Raw genomic sequence first — 366 nt, 5'->3', positions numbered from 1 at the left:
GCCCCGGACACCCGCTGTCCTTCGAACCAGTCAAACATCTGCTGATCGTCAGGGGTCTCCTTGACCAGCGACAGATTCACGGCCACAACCAGCTCTCCGGGCATCGCCGCCAGCCAGTCCTTGGGAATAAACGCCAGAGCATCGGTTGCGAATGGCGTTTCGGTTGCAACAATAAAGGTGAAGTTGGCAAATTCCAGATGGCGCTCCCAGCGCAACTCAAAGCCACCAAAATCCTGATACAAACAGGAAGAATCCGGGTCCGGCGCTGGCACACTGTAACGGCGGCACAACTCCACCACATGGGCATGCAGTTCCTGGCGGTTGTCATTCAGCTTGACGGTAAAATGCGCGACCTGGCAGCTGCCC

Annotated in this window: 1 protein-coding gene; it reads right to left on the bottom strand. The window is 57.4% G+C overall.

Going from position 1 to position 366, the window contains the following annotated elements:
• The coding region (locus Q4563_RS17190) for a DUF3422 family protein (protein WP_303605359.1) at positions 1-366 on the bottom strand (366 nt) is incomplete at both ends.

The organism is Gilvimarinus sp. 1_MG-2023 (assembly GCF_030548285.1).
The sequence above is the reverse complement of the archived record's forward strand: the minus strand, read 5'-3'. Positions and strand labels throughout refer to the sequence as shown.